Source organism: Kribbella sp. NPDC043289 (genome assembly GCF_056436705.1).
Genome location: NZ_JBWKCB010000004.1, coordinates 565,958 through 581,495, shown reverse-complemented (window position 1 = coordinate 581,495; position 15,538 = coordinate 565,958). Strand labels below are relative to the sequence as shown.

The 15,538-nt window shown below is 67.4% G+C and carries 14 protein-coding genes; 10 read left to right on the top strand and 4 right to left on the bottom strand.

Going from position 1 to position 15,538, the window contains the following annotated elements:
- Window positions 1-33 precede the first annotated feature (33 nt).
- A complete protein-coding gene (locus AC0662_RS27125; RefSeq protein ID WP_452202333.1) occupies window positions 34-786 on the bottom strand; it encodes a DUF4386 domain-containing protein in 753 nt (250 codons plus the stop codon).
- Window positions 787-799: 13 nt separating this feature from the next.
- Window positions 800-1,534, bottom strand: a complete 735-nt coding sequence (locus AC0662_RS27120; protein ID WP_478304115.1) for a DUF4389 domain-containing protein — start codon at window positions 1,532-1,534, stop codon at window positions 800-802.
- Window positions 1,535-2,065: 531 nt separating this feature from the next.
- Between AC0662_RS27120 and AC0662_RS27115 the strand changes: the two genes are divergently transcribed.
- Window positions 2,066-2,956 (top strand): SDR family NAD(P)-dependent oxidoreductase, encoded by an 891-nt coding sequence (locus AC0662_RS27115; protein ID WP_452202337.1) that lies wholly within the window; start codon window positions 2,066-2,068, stop codon window positions 2,954-2,956.
- Window positions 2,957-3,064: 108 nt separating this feature from the next.
- On the opposite strand, the gene AC0662_RS27110 is transcribed toward AC0662_RS27115, so the two are convergent.
- The gene (locus AC0662_RS27110) at window positions 3,065-3,844 is read right to left on the bottom strand and encodes a mechanosensitive ion channel family protein (protein ID WP_478304113.1); all 780 of its coding nucleotides are present in this window, start codon (window positions 3,842-3,844) and stop codon (window positions 3,065-3,067) included.
- Window positions 3,845-3,888: 44 nt separating this feature from the next.
- On the opposite strand from AC0662_RS27110, the gene AC0662_RS27105 reads away from it, so the two are divergent.
- From AC0662_RS27105 to AC0662_RS27075, 7 genes are all read left to right on the top strand, one after another.
- Window positions 3,889-4,905, top strand: coding sequence for a hypothetical protein (locus tag AC0662_RS27105; protein WP_478304111.1), 1,017 nt, complete (start codon window positions 3,889-3,891; stop codon window positions 4,903-4,905).
- A gap of 52 nt (window positions 4,906-4,957) precedes the next feature.
- Window positions 4,958-7,075 carry a 4-alpha-glucanotransferase gene (malQ, locus tag AC0662_RS27100; protein ID WP_452202342.1) on the top strand — a complete coding sequence of 706 codons (2,118 nt, stop codon included), beginning with the start codon at window positions 4,958-4,960 and terminating at the stop codon, window positions 7,073-7,075.
- Between the two features lie 115 nt (window positions 7,076-7,190).
- Window positions 7,191-7,790, top strand: a complete 600-nt coding sequence (locus AC0662_RS27095; protein WP_478304109.1) for a lytic polysaccharide monooxygenase auxiliary activity family 9 protein — start codon at window positions 7,191-7,193, stop codon at window positions 7,788-7,790.
- An 81-nt stretch (window positions 7,791-7,871) separates the two neighbouring features.
- Window positions 7,872-8,375 (top strand): hypothetical protein, encoded by a 504-nt coding sequence (locus AC0662_RS27090; RefSeq protein WP_452202346.1) that lies wholly within the window; start codon window positions 7,872-7,874, stop codon window positions 8,373-8,375.
- 116 nt (window positions 8,376-8,491) lie between these two features.
- The gene (gene ctaJ, locus AC0662_RS27085) at window positions 8,492-8,779 is read left to right on the top strand and encodes an aa3-type cytochrome oxidase subunit CtaJ (RefSeq protein ID WP_452202347.1); all 288 of its coding nucleotides are present in this window, start codon (window positions 8,492-8,494) and stop codon (window positions 8,777-8,779) included.
- A complete protein-coding gene (locus AC0662_RS27080; RefSeq protein WP_452202349.1) occupies window positions 8,766-9,167 on the top strand; it encodes a DUF5130 family protein in 402 nt (133 codons plus the stop codon). The genes ctaJ and AC0662_RS27080 overlap by 14 nt, the downstream gene beginning before the upstream one ends.
- A gap of 15 nt (window positions 9,168-9,182) precedes the next feature.
- A complete protein-coding gene (locus tag AC0662_RS27075) occupies window positions 9,183-9,767 on the top strand; it encodes a GNAT family N-acetyltransferase (protein WP_478304106.1) in 585 nt (194 codons plus the stop codon).
- A gap of 46 nt (window positions 9,768-9,813) precedes the next feature.
- On the opposite strand, the gene AC0662_RS27070 is transcribed toward AC0662_RS27075, so the two are convergent.
- Window positions 9,814-10,812, bottom strand: a complete 999-nt coding sequence (locus AC0662_RS27070) for a LacI family DNA-binding transcriptional regulator (protein WP_452202353.1) — start codon at window positions 10,810-10,812, stop codon at window positions 9,814-9,816.
- Between the two features lie 141 nt (window positions 10,813-10,953).
- On the opposite strand from AC0662_RS27070, the gene AC0662_RS27065 reads away from it, so the two are divergent.
- Together AC0662_RS27065 and AC0662_RS27060 are read left to right on the top strand one after the other, a co-directional pair.
- Window positions 10,954-14,409, top strand: a complete 3,456-nt coding sequence (locus AC0662_RS27065; protein WP_478304104.1) for an alginate lyase family protein — start codon at window positions 10,954-10,956, stop codon at window positions 14,407-14,409.
- 59 nt (window positions 14,410-14,468) lie between these two features.
- Window positions 14,469-15,482, top strand: a complete 1,014-nt coding sequence (locus tag AC0662_RS27060) for a LacI family DNA-binding transcriptional regulator (RefSeq protein WP_452202357.1) — start codon at window positions 14,469-14,471, stop codon at window positions 15,480-15,482.
- Window positions 15,483-15,538: the final 56 nt, after the last annotated feature.

Here is a 15,538-nt window from a genome sequence, read left to right as displayed (position 1 = left end):
TTCGGCTGCTGTACCGCGCGTCCGGATCGAGGACTATCCGGACGACGAGCCGGTGCCGCGTGCGACGGGGCCGTCGTCGAGCCCCAGAATCGGAGACGGTTTGAATCCCTTGACGATGAGATAGATACCGAACGAGAGTTCCCAGAAGAACTCTGGAATCGTCGCGAGACCCTGGACCGCGCCGCCGCGCTCGATGACGTCGAACATGACGGCGATTCCCGAGGCGGCGACCAGCGGACCGCCGACCAGCCCGAGCATCGCCATCCGTCGTGGCACCAGAGCGGTTCGGTACATCAGGTAGCCCAGGATGATTCCGTTCGCGACACCGGCGCAGAAGCCCGGCCCGATCAGGAAGGCCCGGTCGTAGATCGCGACGAAGACCTGGCCGAGAGCGGCGTCCGCGCCGGCCGTGCCCTGCTGTCGCATCAGCAGGAACGTGAGCAGGCTGACGATGCCGATGGCGATGAAGGTGGCCTCGACGAGGCGCGCTGCGACGTAGCCGAGCGCGAGGCTCTCGCTGTAGCGCTTGTAGATCGCGAACGGCACCACGGCGGTGCCGATATTGGCGATGATGACGACGAGTTCGAGCAGAGCTCCCAAGGCCACGCTCGTGGTCGGGTCGGCGCCGGCTCCGGTGATGTAGTCGGGGTGGTCCCGAACAGGGGCGTAGAGGATGAAGTACGCCGGGATCGAGGCGACGAACGTGATCACCATCAGCCACCCGGTCAGGGTGGCAGTCTTCCGTGCGTACGCCGTGCTGCTCGGACGGTCTGTGGCGGTGGCCATCTGAATCCCGGCCCTACCGCTCTGGCGTCATCGTGTCGACCGGGCCAGGCGCGCCGTCCGCGGGCGGCGAAACGGTGAGAACCGGATCGCTGCCGCCTTGGTCGAGGCGGAACGGCGGGTAGACATCGGTCATCAGGGCCGCATAGCCCGCTACCCGGAGAACCCAACGGTTGAGGCCCAGAATCACGTCGTACAGGGGCCGCGGATAGGCGCCGGTGACTGCGAGGATGACGGCAGCGATGAGCACCAGTACCCCGACGAGACCGCCGCCGTTGCTGATGTTCCATTGCCAGTTGTCGGTCCGGTTCGCGGCCCAGGCGCCGCCGCCGACGAAGATGCCGACGATGATGTAGTGCGGGATCGCGAGCAACCACCACTTCACCAGCACCAGGCCGCGGGACAGACGGGCGGGGTAGTCAACTGCCAGGTGCGCGGGGTAGTCCTCGACCTCGGCGAGCGTGAACGGCGGGTACTGATCGGTGCCGAGGGCTCCGTAGGCGTAGTAGGTCACCCGCCAGGACCACCGCAGTACGCCGACGTTGTAGTTGAAGATCGCGCGGGGATAGCGACCGGTGATGAGGATGGCGAAGAACGCCACGACCGAGCCGATCATGAAGCCGATCCACAAGAACAGCAGGACGACGTAGTGCGGGAGCACGAGGACCCACTTTATCAGCCAGAGCCACCTGGACGACGTCGGAGCCGGCGCGGCATTCACATGCACCGGGTACACCATAGATGTTGTCATCAGAACTATCTCCCAAGGAACCTGATCGACGAATGAAGTTCGGGCGGTCTGCTTCCCACCCAGGAGGTAGCGGTGCACGAGACGGCCCGGCACAGACCTGCTGTCGGCATCCGTACCGGCGATGAACAGCGGGTTGAGACAAGACCAGCGCCGGGGTCGAGGTGACCCTCGGTGACTGGACAAGACGCACCGGCGACAATCGCAGTACGTCTCACAGTGCTCATGTTCGCCATGAGGCTGAGCTCCCCCCGCAGGCAGCACAAGACCCCGGCGCCCATCTCCGTCGGCGACGAAAATGGCCGACACCCCCACCCGCATACACCCCGTGCTGACCACCATCCTCGGGGGGAACCACCCTGTCAACGGCGACCACCGTCGCCCGTGACCGGCGACCGGATGGTGCATCGCCGGCTGGTCATGGACAGGGCCGGCGGGCAGGAACATGCTGTGAGTAGCGCGGTCAGAGCTTGGACTCAGTGATCCGTCAGGGGCCGCAACCAAGGCGTGTCCGTGCTGAGAGGGGCCGTTCGCATGGGCGCAACCGGTCGTCGAGAGCCAACGGACCTTGCCGGCAGAACAGTGCTGATCACCGGCGGTACCGGAGGTATCGGCAAGGCGACCGCGCTCGGTCTGGCCGCGATGGGTGCCCGTGTCCTGATCACCGGTCGGGATCGTGGCCGCACCGAGGACACCGTTCGCGAAATCCGCGCGGCCGGCCGCGGCGAGGTACAGGGTTTTGTTGCGGACCTGTCCTCGCAGGCCGACGTGCGGCGATTGGCCCATGAGGTACTCCAGCGTGATCCACATCCGGACGTGCTGATCAACAACGTCGGCGGCTACTGGAACACCCGCCACGCCACGATCGACGGGCTCGAGCACACCTTCGCCCTCAACCACCTCGCGCCGTTCCTGCTCACCAATCTGCTCCTCGAGAACCTGCAGCAAGGCACCCCGGCTCGGATCGTCACGGTCGCTTCCAACGCGCATGCGATGGGGCGCATCGATTTCGACGACCTCCAAGGCGAACGCTCGTACTCCGGGGCCCGCGCCTACAACCAGTCCAAGCTCGCCAATGTTCTGTTCAGCTACGAACTGGCCAGAAGACTCACGGGCAGTTCCGTCACCGCCAACGCGGTACACCCAGGCTTGGTGAGCACTGCGTTCGGAGCAGCTGACCCCGGCCGCGTCCAGCGGCTGGTCGTTCCTGTCCTGCGACCTTTCATGAAGTCACCGGCTCAGGGCGCAGCAACCTCGATCCACCTGGCCTCGGCACCCGATCTCGATCGGATGACGGGCTGCTACTTCGCCAAGAGCAAGGCCACCAGGTCCTCCACGCGCAGCTACGACGAATCGGTCGCCGCGCGACTGTGGGAGGTGAGCGCCGATCTGGTCGGGCTCGCCACACCGGCAGCCAACGCTTAGCACTGCGAGGTCTCGCCACGAGACTGCTCGCGCGGGTCCGGCGAGACGCAGCGGGCGGGCGCCTCACTTTTGCAGGTGGTCGAGGGCTCTGCCACCGAGGGCTCCAGCTCAACCTCGGCTTGCGTCCTGCGTTCCGCTCGCCGCATCTTCGTCGGCCTTGGCGACTTCTTCTTCCTTCTCGGTGCCGGAGCCGACACCAGAGGAGGCGTTGCTGTTCGGGTCGCGGGTGGTCAGGTTGCCGACCCGGAGCACCTCGCCGTTGCGGACGTACCAGGTGGTGCCGTCCTCGCCGCGCAGTGTGGTGATCCGCAGCCCGACCGAGACCACGACACCGGTCGCCTTCTCCATGTCGATCAGGTCGCCGACGCCGTACTGGTCCTCGAAGATCATGAAGATGCCGGCCAGGAAGTCCTTCACCAGCGTCTGCGCGCCGAAGCCGAGCGCGACGCCGATGATGCTCGCGGACGCGATCACCGGCAGGATGTTGAAGCCGAGCTCGGCCAGCACCATCACCACCAGGACGGCAGTGAGCACGATGGTCACCGCGCTGGTCAGCAGCGAGGCGATCGTCTCCGCGCGCTGCGCCCGGCGTTCGTTGGCGAGGGTGTTCTCGACGAACTCCTGGCCACGCTTCGACTTCGCCAGTACGCCGGCGACGGCGCCGTTGCCGGTGCGTCGCGCGAACCGCCGGATGATCTTGTGCAGCGCCCAGCGCAGCACGAGGAAACCGATGATCAGCCCGGCGATCCGGGCCGGGACGACGACGACTTGGTCGGTCATCTCCAGCTTGCCGTCGTTACTCGTCCGGAAGAAGGTCGGGAACGAGTCCGGCAGCGAAAACAGGGGGTGACTGACTAGGGACACAAGGTAGCTGGTCAGAATAGGCATCTCGCCGCCCGATCTTAGTAAGGCTGACAAGGAGAAGCGATCGCATGTCGAGCCGGCTGGACGACGAGCTTTCGAGGCTCGTGAGCGCTGGTGTGCTGCGCCAGTACCAGGCCGAATCGATCCGCGACGCCGCCGACGCGGAGGTCGACGCGGCCCTCGCCGACCCGGGCCGGCCGCGGCCGGACGCGGCGGAGCCCGAACCGGCCACGAAGGACAAGCGGGACACCCGAGATCGGCCGCTGGCCATCACGCATCCGAACGCTCTGGTCGAGGTGCTCGGCTACATCGGCGGCGCGTTGCTGCTCGGTGCCGTCGCGCTCCTGACCTTGGCGAACTGGGGTGAGATGGGGCGCGCCGCGCGGGTCACCACCGGCACCGCCGCGGCCGTGGTTCTGCTCGGTGCGGCGGTCGTCCTGGCGGTGCTTCGGCGCCGCGAACAGCTGAGCTCGGCGCTCGCCTCGCTCGGGTGCTGCGTGGCCGGCTTCGCGACGTACGTCGCCATTGAAGGGGAGCCGGGACGGGTCGCCGGGGTCGTGGTGGCGCTCGCGCTGGTCGCCGTCGGCCTGTGGTGGCTGGCCGGTTCGTCGTTGCTAGTGGCAACTTTTGGGATCCTGGCCGTCGGTGTGTTGGTGATCACGGCAGATGTCCTCACTCCGGACGCCGGTTCGGCCGCCAACAGCGCGGGCATCGCCGGGACCGGTTTCATCATCGTCGCGTTCGTGTTCGCGATGCTCGGACTGGTCCGCGATCCGGTGACCTCGTGGTCACTCGCCGGAGCCGCGATGTTCAGTTCGTCGATCTGCTGGCTGGTGCAGGAACGCGGCGAGATCATGGCTCTCGCCGTCGGTACGGCGGGCCCGGCTGCGTTACTCGTCGCCTACGGGCGGACCAGGCGCTCGGCGTACGCCGTGGTGGGCTGCGCGATCCTCCTGGTGATCTGGCCGACCGCGCTGTACCAGCTCACCGACAACATGGCCGGCGTCGCGATCGGGCTGGTCGTGGCCAGTGGAGTGCTCCTGCTCGCCGTACTGATGCTGAGTCGCCGGCGTTCGAACGAGTAACGCAACGCGCGCCGTTACGCGTTGGTGGCGTTGATACGGCAAACTCGCTGGGGTGACAGCTCCCAGTCCGGCCCTTGTCGAGCTAGCGGTTGCCCATGGCGTGGCGACGGAGTACTGGAACTGGCAGGGCGAGCATGTGATCGTTCCCAGTGCAGTCGTGTCCGACGTACTCGCGGCGCTCGGTGTGGATGCGTCCACGCCGGAGAAGGCGGCACTGGCGCTCGCTGAGCACCAGCAGACGCGCTGGCGACGTACGCTGCCTGCCACTGTCGTGATGCGTGCGGGGTGGACGCCGTGGTTCGCCGTACACCTGCCGCACGGGTCGACCGCCGAGGTGTGGGTCGACCTGGAGGACGGCGGTCAGCGGCGGGATCTGCCCCAGCAGGACCACTGGGTCAAGCCGGAGTGGGTCGACGGCGTACAGGTCGGTGAGGCGACGTTCCAGCTGCCTGGCGACCTGCCGATCGGGTATCACCGACTGTGCGCGCGGATCGGGAGCAATCCGGAGATCTCGGTCAGCACGCTGATCGTGACGCCGCGGAAGCTGGAGCCGGAGAAGCTGCACCGCACCTGGGGCTGGGTCCTGCAGCTGTACTCCGTTCGCTCGCGGCGCTCCTGGGGTATCGGCGACCTGCACGACCTGGGTGACCTGGCCGCGTGGTCGGCGCATGACCTGGGTGCCGGCTTCGTACTGGTGAACCCACTGCACGCTGCCGAGCTGGCGGGCCGGATGGAGCCCTCGCCGTACCTGCCGGCCTCGCGGCGGTTCGGGAACCCGATCTACCTGCGGATCGAGGACATCGACGAGTACGGCGATCTCGCGCCGGCCGAGCGCGACCAGGTCCGGGCGCTGGCGTTGCAGACCCGTGCGCTGAGCGAGGACTCCACCGCGCTGGACCGGGACACGGTGTGGGCTGCGAAGCGTGAGGCGCTGCAGGTGCTGTTCCGGGTGCAGCCCTCGGTGGGGCGCATCGCGGAGTACGGCGCGTACTGCGACCGGGAGAGCCAGGGGCTGATCGACTTCGCCACCTGGGCCGCTCTTGCGGACGTCTACGGACCGGAGTGGAGCAAGTGGCCGGAGGAGCTCCAGGAACCGACCACGCCGGAGGTCGTTGCCTTCCGCAACGAGAACCCGGATGCGGTGGAGTTCCACTGCTGGCTGCAGTGGCAGCTGGACGAGCAGCTCGGCCGCACGCAGGCCCGCGCGAAGGCGGCCGGGATGTCGCTGGGCGTGGTGCACGACCTAGCCGTTGGCGTGCACCCGGATGGCGCGGACGCGTGGGCGCTGCAGCAGGTGCTGGCGCCGAACATCCACGTCGGTGCGCCGCCGGATGCCTTCAACCAGCAGGGTCAGGACTGGTCGCAGCCGCCGTGGCGCCCCAATGCCTTGGCCGAGACCGGGTACGCCGCTTGGCGGGACCTGGTGCGGGCGGTGATGCGGCACGGTGGCGGGCTGCGGATCGACCACATCCTCGGGATGTTCCGGCTGTGGTGGGTCACGTCGCCGGAGCGGCCTACCGAGGGGACGTACGTGCGGTACGACCACGAGGCGCTGGTCGGCATCCTGGTGCTGGAAGCCCAGCGTGCCGGCGTGACGGTCATCGGTGAGGACCTCGGGACTGTCGAGCCGTGGGTACGCGATTACCTCACCGAGCGCGGAATCCTCGGTACGTCGGTCCTGTGGTTCGAGCGCGACGCCAAGGGCAAGCCGCTGGCGCCGGAGCTCTGGCGTGAGCTGTGCCTGGCGACTGTCACCACTCACGACCTCCCGCCGACCGCCGGGTACCTGGCCGGCGACCACGTGGAGCTGCGGAACCGCCTGGGCCTGCTGACTCGACCTGTGGCCGAAGAGCTGGCTGTGGACGAGGCGGACCGTGACGCGTGGCTCAACGCGCTGCGCGAGCGGCATCTGTTGAGCAACACCGACGGGGACGTGGAGCGCATCGTCGAGGCTCTGCACCGGTACGTCGCCCATACGCCGGCGAAGCTCGTCGGCGTCGCGCTGACGGATGCGGTCGGGGAGCGGCGTACCCAGAACCAGCCGGGCACCACAGACGAGTACCCGAACTGGCGGGTGCCGCTCGGCGGCCCGGACGGTGAGCCCGTGCTGGTCGAGGACCTGCCGAACAACCACCGCCTGCGCCGGCTCATCGGCGCGCTCAACATGTAGCTTTCCGTATTCACCTGCTCACCAACCGTTGACAATAGATTTGAACGGTTGTTTTCTATTGAGCAGGAGGCGCCTTCCTTCGCTGTCCACCGCCCCAACAGTTGAAGGAGATCTCATGCTGCGGAAACGCACGTTCAGCATGGCTGGAATTGCCGTCGGCGCGCTCGCGCTGACGGTGTGTACGTCGGTACCGCTCGCCTACGCGCACGGGTACTCGACCGGCCCGAACAGTCGCGCGAAGAACTGCCACGACGGCGTCGTCACCGGCTGCGGGCAGATCCAGTGGGAACCGCAAAGTGTGGAAGGGCCCAAGGGATTCCCGCAAAGTGGTCCCGCGGACGGGAAGTTGTGCTCCGCGGGGCTCGGGCAATTCGCCGAACTCGACGATCAGCGCGGCGGTTCCTGGCCGGCCACTCAGCTCCAGGGCGGTCAGGGGTTCACGTTCAGCTGGCACCTGACCGCGGCGCACTCGACGACCGACTTCAAGTACTACATGACCAAGCAGGGCTGGGATCCGAGTCAACCGCTGACCCGGTCCGCGCTCGAGCTGACGCCGTTCCTGACCGTCCCGATGAACGGCGCACGGCCGGCCGCGGACGTGTCGCATCCGGGCACGATTCCGACCGGCCGGACCGGGCGGCACATGATCCTGGCGGTCTGGACCATTGCCGACACGGGGAACGCCTTCTACCAGTGCTCGGACGTTAATTTCTAATTCAACCTGACGTTTCGCCAATAACTTTCTTGGGGATTTCACTCCTTGGAATATCCGCCCCGTTTTCCGAGGAGTGTCCCCATGAAATCTGTGCTCCGTCGTGTCGTCGTCCCGCTCGTCGCCGTCCTCGTCGGCCTGCTGCCCGGTGTGGTGGCGGTCGAGCAGGCGTCGGCCCTGACCAAGATGACCCACTCGCAGGCGACCGCGATCTTCCGCGCCGCCGGCATCACGTGGTCGTCCAGCGGCAACTGCTCCGACTGGAACGTCTCGACATGTACGTCGTTCACCAACATCAACGACTCCACCGTGTACGGCGTCCGCACCCTGAAGCAGTCCAGTGGGTGTGCCGTGAACATCACCGGTGGGACCGAGGTCGGCCACGCCAGCGGCACCTACAGCCACCGCAACGGCTACAAGGTCGACATCTCCAAGTACACGTGTGTCGGCAACTACATCCACAACAACTTCACCCGGATCGCCAACCGCGGCGACGGTGCCCTGCAGTGGAAGTCCGGCGCCGGCAACATCTACGCGGACGAAGGCAGCCACTGGGACATCACGTACTACAACTGCGGCGGCTGCTGAAAACAAGACTTGGGATGTGGAACCGCGGCGGCTGGTGAACGGCTAGCTGCCGCGGTTCGTGCGTCCGGGTGGATGCCCGCGACACCTCCGCGCAGCGAGGGGGCTAGGCTTCAGGCGTGATTGTTGAAATGTCCGGGCACTCCTTGCTGGTGTTCGTCGGGATTCCCGCGCTGGTTGTTGCCGTGGTGGCGCTGCTGGTGTTCGCGTCGTCGATCGCGAACGGCCCGCGGTACCGCCCGGGGCTGTCGTGGTGGGCCCCGCCGGTCTGGATCAACGGACCGACGACGACCAAGCCGAACCCGGCCAACCTGCCCGATCTGCCTGAGCTGACCGGCGCGCCGGCCACCGCGACCGCCGGCACCGGCGTCGCCCGCACAACCGGAGGCGCAAGTGCCAGCTGGTGACGCATTCACCCCCGACCAGCTCCACGACATCGAGCGCGCCGTCCGGCACGCCGAAGAGGTCTCCGGCCTGCACTTCTCGGTATACGTCGGTGGCGCCGACTCGGAGACCCGTCCGTTCGCGATCGAGCTGCTGAACGAGCTGGACGACCCGGACAACACGATCCTGGTCTACGTCGACCCGGCCGGTCGCCGGCTCGAGATCGTCACCGGTTCGCAGGCGAGGCGCCAGCTGGCGGACGCGGCGGCCGGTCTGGCCGCGCTGACCATGCAGACCTCGTTCGCCACCGGTGACCTCACCGGTGGTCTGGTCACCGGTGTCCAGCAGCTGGGTGCACACGCGCACCAGCCGACGCTGCTGCACGCCAACAACGAGCCCCACAAGCTCTAACACCGGTCCGAGGCCATGCCCGCACAGATGGCCCTGCAGCCACGCCAGATCGACCTGGGCGACGTCGTACTGCGCCCGTTCGTCGCATCCGACGAGGTTGCAGTCGGCGTGGCGCTGCAGGACCCGGGCATCCTCCGCTGGACCGCTGGTACGGCGGTGATTCGCTCACCAGCCGACCAGCGCGGCCGTCGGTGGCTGGAGCCGCGACTGGAGGGCTGGCTGCGCGGCAACGCGATCTTCGCGATCGCCGACGCCGGCACCGACGAGGTGATCGGCAGCGTGTCGCTGCGGGACGTACACCGGATCCCGGATCAGGCCGTCGCGGCGTACTGGGTCAGTCCGGTGGCCCGGGGACGGCGGCTGGGCGCTCGTGCGCTGGACGCGGCGGCGCGCTGGGGTTTCGCGTCCGACGGGCTCGGCCTGCACCGCATCTCCCTCGACCACTCCCTGGTCAACGAGGGATCGTGCCACGTCGCGCTTCGCGCCGGGTTCCAGCTCGAGGGCGTGATGCGCGACTACTACGTCGAACCAACCGGACGACGCCACGACTCCCACCTGCACGCTCGCCTCGCGACCGACGACGTACAAGAAATGACATAACGACACGTCAATTGATGTCACTTCCTCCTAGAGGGTCTGTTTGACGTTACTCGGTCACGGCCGTTGCCGAGTCGCGGACGACGAGCTCGGGCTCGGGATCGGCGATGATGCCGCCGGCGCAGGGGCGCCCCGCCATCAGCTCGTACAGCCCGTGGACGCCGGCGCGGCCGAGCTCGTACATGGGCATCCGGACCGCGGTCACGGCTGGGCGCAGGTGTTCCATCAGGCCGACGTCGTGGATCCCGACGACAGACAGCTGTTCGGGTACGGCGATGCCGAGGTCCCGGGCGGCGGCCAGTACTCCGACGGCGCTCATGATGTTGTTCACCACGACCGCGGTCGGCCCGATCGGCAGTTGCAGCGCCTGGCGCAGCCCGTCGGCACCGGCCTGCTCACCGAACCCGGTGGCCAGGTGCGGCGCCGGTTCCAGCCCGGCCTGCTTCATCTCCTGCTGGTACCCGAGGTAGCGCTGCCGGAACGCGTGCCCGGTAGCCCCACCGATGAAGACGATCCGGCGATGGCGCAGGTTGAGCAGGAACCGGGTCGCGATCTCGCCCGCGCGGCGGTCGTCGATGCCGACCCAAGGGTGGTCCTGGGCGTAGTCCAGGCTGAGGATCGGCTTGGGATGGGAGCGAAGCTCGGCCATCACGTCGTCGTCGTACAGCCGGTCGTCCCGGATCAGGATGCCGTCGACGGTGCCCTGGCTGAGCAGCCGGGTGACGAACTGGCTGCCTGAGCGCATCGTCTCGGCGTCGCCGAGCAGGACTGTCCCGCCGCGCTCGGCCGCGGCCGCGTAGACGCCGCGCAGCAGGTGGGCGTAGACGGGATTGTCGAGTTTGTTGAGGATCAGCGCGATCATGCCGGTGCGGTTGAGCCGCAGGGACCGGGCCGCTTGGTTGGGCTGGTAGTCGAGGTTCTCCATGGCCTCGATGACCCGCGCACGGGTGGCCTCGCTCATCCGCGTGTGGGTCGTGCCGTTGAGCACGGCCGACACCACCGCGACCGATACCCCCGCTGTGCGGGCGATGTCCCGTTGCGTTGTCACGCTTGCACGTCTCCCTCGAACCGTTGACGTAACGTCGCAACCAAATCTACGGTGAATTAACGATACGTCACCTAAGAACGGGTGCCGGTGGGTGCAGTCGAAGGACTCAGCAAGAACTCTCACGTGTCATGAGGAGATGGGATGCAACGAAGACTTCTTCGGCGGAGCACTCGCCGCCGTGCCCAGGCGTGGGCTGCGGGGACAGTCGCGCTGGCTCTGATGGTGACGGGTCTGTCGCCGGCCCGGGCCGCCACGAACGACATGTCGGATCTCGGTGAGCTGCTCGACCTGACGCGTCCGGGGCTCGCCCGCGTGGCGGCGGAGCTTGCCGCCGGCGATGAGGCGGGCGCCGCGGCCGAGCTCAAGGTCTACTACGCGGACCGCTCAGGCATCGAGTACCCGGGTGTGGGCGGGGAAGGAGGCGGCGACGCGACCGCCGACGAATTGGCGGCGGGGATCTTCCGGTTCGGCACCGTGACCCGCGACTTCTACGACGATGCCGCGGAGCGGATCGACGTGGACTGGGCGGACCTCTGGGGCGGTACGGAGACCATCCCGGGGAGCGCGCAGGTTCTGATGAGTGACTTCGCGTTCATGTCGACGCTGACGAGGGCGTATCTGAAGGAGAGCGATCCGCAGAAGCGTGCCGCGTACGCGTCGGCGTGGATGGACATCTCGCTGGACTTCTTCGCCGACAACCCGACCTGGGTGCAGAACCGCAACCTGTCGGGCGCCAAGCGGCTGGCCCAGCTCGTCAGCGCGTTCTCCGTGTTCCGGACGGAGCCGAGCACCGACGCGAATGACCTCGTGGCGTACCTGTCCGGCGTGCACGCGACGACGGATCACCTCGCGACCGCGCTGCAGATCCATGTCGGGAACAACTGGTACGTCTCGATGGCCCGCTCGATCTACGTCGCGGCGGTCTATCTTCCCGAGTTCAAGGCGTCCTTCGGTTGGGAGCCGTTCGTGGTGCGCTCGGTCGAGCGGTTCCTGCGGGCCTGGGTGAAGGGCGACGGCGTGTACCGCGAGCCGACGTTCAACTATCAGGCCTACGTGGCGGATCTGATCAACACGATGATCCAAGTTGCGGATGCCAACGGGCGAACCCTTCCCGACGGGATTGTTCGGTCAGCGGATTGGATCGCGGATGCGCTGTTCGCGACCCGTCAACCGAATCTCGAGACCGCGCTCGTCGGTGATTCTCCGAACACGGACGCGGGCGAGAGCGCGATTCGGAGGACCGGTGCGCGCAACTCCTGGCCCGACTTCACCTGGGTCGCCTCCGGGCGCACCGAGGGGACCGTCCCGACGCTGTCGTCCACGGTGTTCCCGATCAGTTACGCGGTCCAGCGGTCCGGGTGGGACGCCGATGCCCGGTACATGCTGATCAACAACCAGAACTCCAGCTATACGGCCTCCCATCGGCATCCCGACGACCTCAGCCTGGTGATGGCGGCGTACGGGCGTCCGCTGATCGTCGACCCCGGAGCGGGGGACTACAGCGCGACCCCGACGAACGACTGGATGCGCCGCACGACCGAGGCGCACAACACCATCGAGGTGGACGGACAACCGCAGCCCGCCGGTCTGCCTCGCTCGACGTCGCTGTGGCGCTCGAACGCGGGCCTCGATATCTACCGCGGAAAGACGCAGGCCTACCGGCCGATCGCGCACGATCGCGTCGTCTACTTCGTCAAGCCCGGCTTCTGGGTCGTCTCCGACGACCTCACCGGTGACACCGGCGCGCACGACTACCGGCAGCTCTGGCACTTCCCCGGCGATCCGGTCACCGTCGACCCGAACACGAACGTCGCCACGATCGGGTTCGACACCGTGCCCGGCGCCACACCGGTTGCCGGCGTGCGGCTCGTCCCCGTGGCCCAACCCGGCGCTGATCTCACGTCGAGCGTCCACAAGAACGGCGCCGTGCGCGTGGGCGAGCAGGTGCTCACGGATGTCGACTACCTGTCGTACGACTGGTCCACGACTGGCGCCACAGGACTGGACACCGTCGTAGTTCCCGGCAAGGCCGGCGCCGCGCCCTCGGTCAAGGCGTCGCGCATTGAACTGCCTCAGGTGGATCACTCCGTGGCCAGCGCGATGGAGATCGACCTGCCGAAAGCCACCGGCCGCTTCTACCTGTCGCGCGAGGCGAGTCCCTCGTCGAGGCAGTTCGGGGCTGCCGCGACCGACGCCGAGACCGCCTACCTCGAGCGTGCCGACAAGGGCGGCGGGCTGACGCGGTACGCGCTGACCCGGGGATCGTCGCTCGTCGACGACGGGGACACCGTCATCAAAGCCTCCGGAGTTGTGTCCGATGTCAGTGTGGAACTGCAGGGTGCTACCGCACAGATCTCGCTCGGGGACCCCTTCACCGGCACCCTTTCGATCAACGCGCCGAAGGCACGCGCGGTGAAGATCAACGGCACCCCGACCGCGTTCACCCGCACCGGCAACCTCGTCACCGTCTCGGCCAAGGCGGCCTTCGCCCCGAAGCCGTTGCTCAACGAGAAGTTCACCGACGCGAGCCTGGACCGCACCGTCTATGACTTCAACGGCTCCCTTGACGGCTGGACGCCAGTGCAGGGCACCTGGACGCTGGGCGGCGCGCAGCCTGACACGCAGCTGGTGCAGACCTCGAGTGCGGACACGCAATCGTTGGCGGTGCAACAGAACGTACCGGATGACGTGGTTGTGACGGCCGATATCGCTCCGGGGTCACGAAACCAGACGACGGCAACGACCGGTCTCGCGTTCCGGTACCACGACTCCCGCAACTACTACCGGGCCGATGTCGTCAATACATCGGGCGGCGCGAAGCTGCAGCTCGTGAAGGTCTACAACGCGACGTCTACGCTTCTCGCGGAGACGGACCTGCCCATCAGCGCAGACAGCGCGCACACACTGACCGTCTCCGCCGTCGGGAAGCATCTGATCGCCACAGTGGGCAACGCGTCGATCTCCGCAGACGACACGCAATTGCCGACCGGTGGTGCCGCCGCCTCCACGAATGGCCGGGCCGCGGCCTTCGACAACATCACGATCAAGGAAGGGCTCGACCAGGCCAATTGGCGGGGCATCGCAGGAAAGGTGTCCGTCAACTCGGGTCAGTTGAAGCTCACGCCTACCGATGGCAGGGCGCACGTATTGGCCGACTCGACGCTGCCGTCACGCTTCTCCGAGACGTGCGACTATGCCGCGAAGGCCACGGTCACGATCAACGGATCCGTCGGTACCGCGGGCATCTCGCTGCGAGACACCTCGGATTCCTATGGGTACCGGATCCACCTCGGCAAGACGAGTAACAGAACGCAGTACGCGAGTATCGTCCGCGAGGCCCATGCGTCGGGTCCGGTCACGGTGGGCACGGTATCCCTCAGCAACCCGCTGACAGGTCCCGTCGAACTTGGTGCAGCGACCCACGGTGACCGCATCACCGTCACGTTGAACGGCGTTCAGATCCTGGAGGGCCGCGACACCGTGGTCCGGAACGGCGGCGTCGGGCTCTACGCATCAACGGAGAGCACGTTCGAGAACGTCACCGTCGCACGTTCCTGCGAGCGACAGCGCGTCCGTCCAAGTGTTCCCGGCGCTTAGGTCCACAGTGAAGAACCGAGTCGATCGGTGGCAAAGGCGGGTGCGGTTACGCTGGCGGCATGACCACGATCAAGGACGTTGCGAAGCGGGCCGGGGTGTCCACGGCCGTGGTCTCCGCGGCGATCTCCGGGGCCCGCGGCAACGTCCGGATGAGCGAGGCGACCCGGCTGCGCGTCGAGCAGGCGATCCGGGACACGGGCTATCGCGTCAACCACGCCGCGCAGTCACTGCGACTGTCCAGGTCGGGAGTGATCGCGGCGGTGGTGCCGAAGATCGCGAACCCGGTCTTCGAGCTGGCGATTCGTGGCATGCATGCGGCCGCCGAGGAACACGGCGACGTGCTGTTGCTGGCCGACGCACTGTGGATCGAACCGGGCAGCCACCTGATGAGCCGGATCGTGGGCACGGGCATGGTCGACGGGGTGTTGTTGCGGTCCACCCAATGGGGGACCGAGACTGCGGAGGAACTCACCAAACGGTCGATCCCGTACGTGATCCTGCAGAACCCGCGACCCGACGACTCCGTGTCGGTGTGGATCGACGACGCGGCCGGGATCGGTCTGGCCACGACGCACCTGCTGGGTCTCGGGCACCGCCGCATCGCACTGGTCGGCGGCCCCGTCGTCCCGATCGCCAGTAGCGCCCGGCTCGACGGCTACCGCTCGGCGTTGCGGGCCGCGGGTGTGCGCTTCGACCGGTCGCTGGTCAAGCAGGTCGGCTACGAGCCGGCGGACCTGGCGGCCGCGACGCGCGAGCTCCTGGGCTCGGCCCGGCCGCCGTCCGCGCTGATCATCGACAACATCGTCGCGGCACCGGGAGCGATCGCGGCGGTCATCGATCTCGGCCTGCGGGTTCCCGCCGATCTGTCGATCGTCGTGTACCAGGATCTGCCCATCGCCGACGCCATGCGGCCGGCACCGACCACGGTCCGGATGCCTGTGCAGCAAGCCGGAATGCGCGCCTACACGACCCTGCGCCGGATGATCGACGGCCGCCGCGTCCAGTCGGCACTGGTGACGCGGCCGGCGCCGAAATTGATCGATCGAGGATCCACCGCGCCGTACGCCGGCTGAGCGCCCACCTGCCGAGAGGTCTCGTCGCAGCCCTCGCATGATCTTGATTAACCGAT

Bases quoted from the DNA above. Each gene is read 5' to 3' on its own strand.
- AC0662_RS27060 (WP_452202357.1), top strand. From the start codon at position 14,469: ATGACCACGATCAAGGACGTTGCGAAGCGGGCCGGGGTGTCCACGGCC.
- AC0662_RS27120 (WP_478304115.1), bottom strand. From the start codon at position 1,534: ATGACAACATCTATGGTGTACCCGGTGCATGTGAATGCCGCGCCGGCT.
- AC0662_RS27115 (WP_452202337.1), top strand. From the start codon at position 2,066: ATGGGCGCAACCGGTCGTCGAGAGCCAACGGACCTTGCCGGCAGAACA.
- AC0662_RS27105 (WP_478304111.1), top strand. From the start codon at position 3,889: ATGTCGAGCCGGCTGGACGACGAGCTTTCGAGGCTCGTGAGCGCTGGT.
- AC0662_RS27065 (WP_478304104.1), top strand. From the start codon at position 10,954: ATGCAACGAAGACTTCTTCGGCGGAGCACTCGCCGCCGTGCCCAGGCG.
- AC0662_RS27090 (WP_452202346.1), top strand. From the start codon at position 7,872: ATGAAATCTGTGCTCCGTCGTGTCGTCGTCCCGCTCGTCGCCGTCCTC.
- AC0662_RS27075 (WP_478304106.1), top strand. From the start codon at position 9,183: ATGCCCGCACAGATGGCCCTGCAGCCACGCCAGATCGACCTGGGCGAC.
- AC0662_RS27110 (WP_478304113.1), bottom strand. From the start codon at position 3,844: ATGCCTATTCTGACCAGCTACCTTGTGTCCCTAGTCAGTCACCCCCTG.
- AC0662_RS27125 (WP_452202333.1), bottom strand. From the start codon at position 786: ATGGCCACCGCCACAGACCGTCCGAGCAGCACGGCGTACGCACGGAAG.
- AC0662_RS27095 (WP_478304109.1), top strand. From the start codon at position 7,191: ATGCTGCGGAAACGCACGTTCAGCATGGCTGGAATTGCCGTCGGCGCG.